The sequence below is a fragment of the Flavisolibacter ginsengiterrae DSM 18136 genome, assembly GCF_059568575.1.
Genome location: NZ_JCANTR010000049.1, coordinates 1 through 5349, shown reverse-complemented (window position 1 = coordinate 5349; position 5349 = coordinate 1). Strand labels below are relative to the sequence as shown.

General features: G+C 42.7%; 2 protein-coding genes. Both read right to left on the bottom strand.

Features of this window, described 5'->3' with window-relative positions; all coding sequences use genetic code 11:
- Positions 1–2720, bottom strand: a 2720-nt coding sequence (locus tag BP74_RS21515; protein WP_496377606.1) for a beta strand repeat-containing protein, incomplete at its 3' end; no start/stop codon positions are given.
- Between the two features lie 681 nt (positions 2721–3401).
- Complete coding sequence (locus BP74_RS21510) at positions 3402–4937, bottom strand: IPT/TIG domain-containing protein (protein ID WP_496377604.1); 1536 nt, start codon at positions 4935–4937, stop codon at positions 3402–3404.
- Positions 4938–5349 lie beyond the last annotated feature (412 nt).

Below are 5349 nucleotides of genomic sequence, written 5' to 3'. Positions count from 1 at the left end.
GTTGTCGCATCATAGGTCTTGCTGTCGGTTACTGCTGTCACAGTCAGGTTGCGCTGTGTGATCACTCCCGTAGCAGGTGAAGCCACATAAGTGATGTTATAGTTGGACGTTACATCTACGCTGCCGGCATCCTTGATCGTCAGACCTGAAGCCGTCAACACGTGCGTGCTGCCCACATTCTTATTATCATACACCTGGGTTGGTGCCGTCAACACCGCATCTGTACCCTGAAGCGAGCCCACAGTTGGTGACGCAGAGGATGCAGTTGTCGCATCATAGGTCTTGCTGTCGGTTACTGCTGTCACAGTCAGGTTGCGCTGTGTGATCACTCCATTGGTGCTATTGGTCAGAGTCACACTATAGTTACTAGCAACATTATTATTACTACCATCCAAGATAGATACCACCGCTGGGGTCATAGTCTTGCCACTGCCCTGGTTCTTTGTATCATATGTTTCGCTGAACACCGCTAAATCACCAGTCGCCAATGTACCTGTAGTAATTGTTGGCGAAGCTGCAGCACCGTTCGTACCATCATACGTCTTCGTATTGGCTGAAGCAGTTACCGTAATGGCTCTTGTATTCACTGTCAATTTAGCAACACCGTCACTTGTAGCCGCAGGATTACAATTACCTGTAACAACTACACGGTATCTATAATTATTCATTGAAATCGTTGGCTTAGTAACGGTCAAAGTCCCCGTGGTTGTATTAGTGGAGTATTGGGCTCCGCTAACGCCGTTCCAACTTCCACCATTGTCGGTGCTTACTTCCCACTGATAAGATAATGTTGGTGATCCACTGGCTGTTACTGTGAATGTTGCATCAGTTCCATAAATGACAGTCGTGTTAGAAGGCTGGGATGTAATGGAAGGTGCCGTACATGAAGCATTAACTAAGAAAGAATTACTAGTTCCACTGGCACCACCTCCCGTTTTTGTCACTGTAATTGTAAACGTACCACTATTTGAGATGGTGACACTGTGCGAACTTAACACACCATTTGTAAACGCTGCTGTGGTTCCACTTCCTGCTGATAGTGTGCCGGTTGAAGTCACATTAACGGTTCCATTGAATAAGTTTGGACCTGCGTTATCAGAATTGTTTTCAGCGTCTCGTGCTGTGATTTTTAAAGTAAACGGATTGCCTTGAGTTTGAGTTCCTATATTGCCACTAGCTGAGGATTCAACAAGAAAATTGTTTAAAGTTCCGGGATTCACTGTCAGATTTGAGCTTGCTAACCCTGTAACAATTCCATCGGTAGCAGTAATTGTAGTTGTTTCTGCTTTTTTTAAAGTAGTTGCTAGTGTAGTTGTAGAAACTCCATTTGCAAAACTAACGGATGTTGTGTAAGAAGGATTGGTAACAGCGTTGGCAGGGCCACTATAAGTTAAAGTTTTTGATCCACTGTATCCAGTGACAACATTTAGGAACTGGTCAACTGCTGTTATTCTGCTTATGTTAAATGATGCCCCTGAAGTTTGAATTGTTACTGTGCCAGCATTTCCGCTTCCTGCCACAGTATTAGCATCTGTAAACGTTTGTCCAGGAAGAGTAAGAATCAACTTATTCACATTGCCAACAAGCATTGTAAGAGTACCGAAATTAGTTGTTGCGGTAACTCCACTTATAGTTGCTGTACTTGTTGCACTTCTAGTTATATTTCCTGTAGATGGTACATTCGCTCCGTCCGTTGGCCGAACTTGTACCCCTGTAATTGTTAAAACATCATTTGGTCCATTGCCGGCATTATTAGTAGAAAAAGTTACTGTTATTAAACTTGCAGTAATAGAAATTGAACTACTAACTGCGTTATCTCCTGTAAAACTTACGGCACCCACATTTGGTTGAAATTCCCAATTTGTTGGAGGAGTTAAAACTAAAGTTTGATTAGAAGTATTTTTGTTGAAATCATTATTGTTCCCAGCAGCAATTGTGATTGTACCCAGTGGCGTATATGCTGGGGAATTTGCATTTGCAGCTTTATCAGCGGATATTGTCAAGGGTGTTCCTGTTGTGGCAGCCGGAGTAACAGTAGCATTATCCGAAAAATATGCATACGCTGTATCATGAGAACTTACCCCCACTGCTCTTAATCTTAAAGAATCTCCTGCACAATCACACACCGTCCAATTCGCAACGAAACTTCCGTTTTCATCTGCAATTACTGTCCAGGGCAGATAAGAAGAATCTGAATGATCATATGTATTACAAGCCCTGGAAAGATTCCTCACTTTCAGTCTGACACTATCCCCAGGCATAAATCCCGCACCTGTAAACACCGCGTTCGACCTCGGCGCATAATCCGGCTTATCGGTGGTAACAGTTGCCGAGCCCACATTTTCCTTGTATTGAGCATGCGTAACAGTGGTAAATAATATCATCAGGATAACCCCCATGGTCATCCCCAGCAAGCGTAGTTTGGGTTGCATAGTTCTCTGGTTGAATAAGATGAAAGTGGTTGGTGTTTTTATAGAACAAGTAGTTGAATGAATATTGATAGGCAGACCTTCAATGGCACCAGCATAGCAGCCCAAAGGAATGGGACTAAGCATTGAAGCAACCTTGCCACCATCAAAAAAAGACTTCATACTGGTAGATGGCAAACCCTCCTGCTTTCGGCCATTAGAAAACCTGTTGGTTATATACTGGCGGATAGCCCTGAAACACCAAAGGATGACGGTAAACGTCATCCTGAAGAATGTTAGCAATGGTTGCATAGTGCAGTAGTTTGTTGATTGCGACACGGCGATGCAATTAGTTTGTTACGGCAGCTTCAACGGATGGTGGATAGTGTAGTTCGTGGAATGACCAGGGGCCATTCAGTTCAGAGGACGGTGGATAATCAAGAGGACGAAAACTTTAAAAGCGTTGCAAACATCTGCATTATTTCAAATGTTTATTTTCTTTTATGTCTTTCCGGCTTCTTCTGGCGATGAATAGGTAATAATGCCTGTTAAATGCTTTGCCTTTCTTTGACTAGAATTAAGTTTCTTCAGGGGAGCTTGGAGTACGGTAGTTTTCAGGAGTGTTCAACCAGGCGCTTTAACAGGGCTTAGAGACACTCTCTCATGGGATGGTGGATACGTTTAAAGAGGTTACGGCGTTCTTCTTTGGTGATTAGCGTCGCACAAAGTAAGTTAGTTTTTTCTTTTATACAATGAACCCATAAACTATTTTTGAAAAATACGGTAATTATCAAGTACTTCTACGTTAAAGCACAGTCTTTCAATACTTTATCTCTCTTAAAAAATTTCTGCAACCGGAATGCAGAAGCCTTACTGGCAAGAGCCTTCTAATTATAACCGCGGCGAGCGCAGAGAACGCGGGGAGAAATTCTTAAAGAGCCTCTCACTGGTTCTTCTCTTGTCAACCTTTCAACTTTTCACTTTTCCCATATTTTATTCAGGTGTGTATTGCCAAAAATCGGTATGGTTAGCGGTATAGAAGGTTCCATTGCCCAATCCGACGTAACCTTTATTTCCTATGGAGAAGCTAGCTGGCCACCAACGAACCTGACCTCCGACATCGGTTCTTTTCGTCCATGTGTTGGTAACAGGGTTATATTCCCAAAAATCGTTTTTAACTAGTACACCATTTACCATAGTCGAATCATTGGCACCGATTGCGGCATAGGCTTTACCACCAGTTGAAAATACGGTAGCTGAATTAACTGTTCTCCCCGTTGTGGGAAGACTCGCTTTTTGCAACCATATATTAGTAGCCGAATCATAACTCCAAAGACGAACTGAGGTAAGATTGCCGGCAGGAGCAGTTGGATTTCCCTGACCTGCTTCAAGTACATATCCTGTATTGCCGATCTGGAAACCTGTCATTCCAATTTGGGCAACAGGAAAATCGGCGACCCTGATCCACGCATCCGCCATAGGGTTATATTGCCATACATCTTTTACTATTTGAGTGCCGGTATTCGATATGTCGCCGCCGCCTACATAACCATTGCCATTGATGGAAAAACTGAACGGCATGACCCGGGCTGATCCTGGAAAATCATTTTTTCTTGTCCATTGACTGTTCGCCATATCATATTCCCAAACTTCCTTTGTCATACCGGCTACGTCACCAGGGCTTTCTGCTCCAAGGCCTATATAGGCCTTTGTTCCGATGGTAAACGAAAAAGTAAAATTCTTTATACGGGCCACCGGCAGGTTTGGCTTTGAAGCCCAGGTGTTAGCCAGGGGATCGTATTCCCATAGTTTACTGCTTTTAAAATAATATCCTCTTGTGGCCGATGAGAACCCGTTTACAAAACCATTTCCATTCAGGTATAGCGAACCGGCCCAGGAAAAAGGAAAATCCTGCTTCCTGGTCCATATCTCATGATCAAGAATGGTAAGAATACCGGCAGATGTGCTTGTTTGTCCATTAGCAACGATAGTGATCGACCCTGAAGTCGTTGCCGGAAGGATTTTGATCTTCAGGACTGAATCGTTAGCCATAATTACCTGTGCAGGCGTGTTATGTATTGTTATGACATTACCAGGGGCCGATGGGCTAAACCCGGTACCCTTAATGGTAATAGTATCTCCAATGTATGCGGCAGCAGGGCTTAAAGTGAGGATGCTTAATAAAGGTATGACCTCTAATGAAACAGAAGATATTGTCTCCATATTTCTTGCCTTCAGCAAAATTTTCCCGGTTGTTGTATTCGGCGCCACCTTCATCAGGATGATTGAATCGGTGCCTGCCAGTACTATTTGTTGTACGGAATTTATTGTAATCAGGTTTCCTGTACCTGTAGGATCAAATCCTTTTCCTTTAATTTTTATGGTATCGCCAATATGCGCAGAGACTGGCGTAAAAGATACAATGGAAAGAGAATCAGTTAATGGATTCAAAGGATCAGAAGTACCCCGCTGACATCCAAAAGCAGTGATTAATACAATGGCCAGGGTGATTATAAAATTGATCTTCATAAAGCAGGAAATGTTTATACGAATTAAATATATCATTCATATGGTAAACCAAAAAATATTATTCTTTAAGGCTCTTTGTTTACCATAAGAGATATAAACTTCTCTTTTAAACCAACCCAAATAAAAAAAACTTCTCCTAACTAATAAGTTTATACAGTTCAGGGCAATAAAAAAGCCTCTCATTTCTGAAAGGCTTTTAGAATAAATATGGCTACCGTATTTTATCCCGCCGCAGGGCGGGGCTCCCGTCCCGCCTGCGGCGGGAGTGCAGTACCATCGGCTATGAGGGGCTTATGCACCTTTGACCAATAGTTATAGAAAGAGGATAATAAGTTTATACAGTTCAGGGCAATAAAAAAGCCTCTCATTTCTGAAAGGCTTTTTTCAATAAATATGGCAGCTACCTACTCTC

Excerpts from the sequence above, each read along its gene's own strand:
- BP74_RS21510 (WP_496377604.1), bottom strand. The coding sequence starts at position 4,937 with ATGAAGATCAATTTTATAATCACCCTGGCCATTGTATTAATCACTGCT.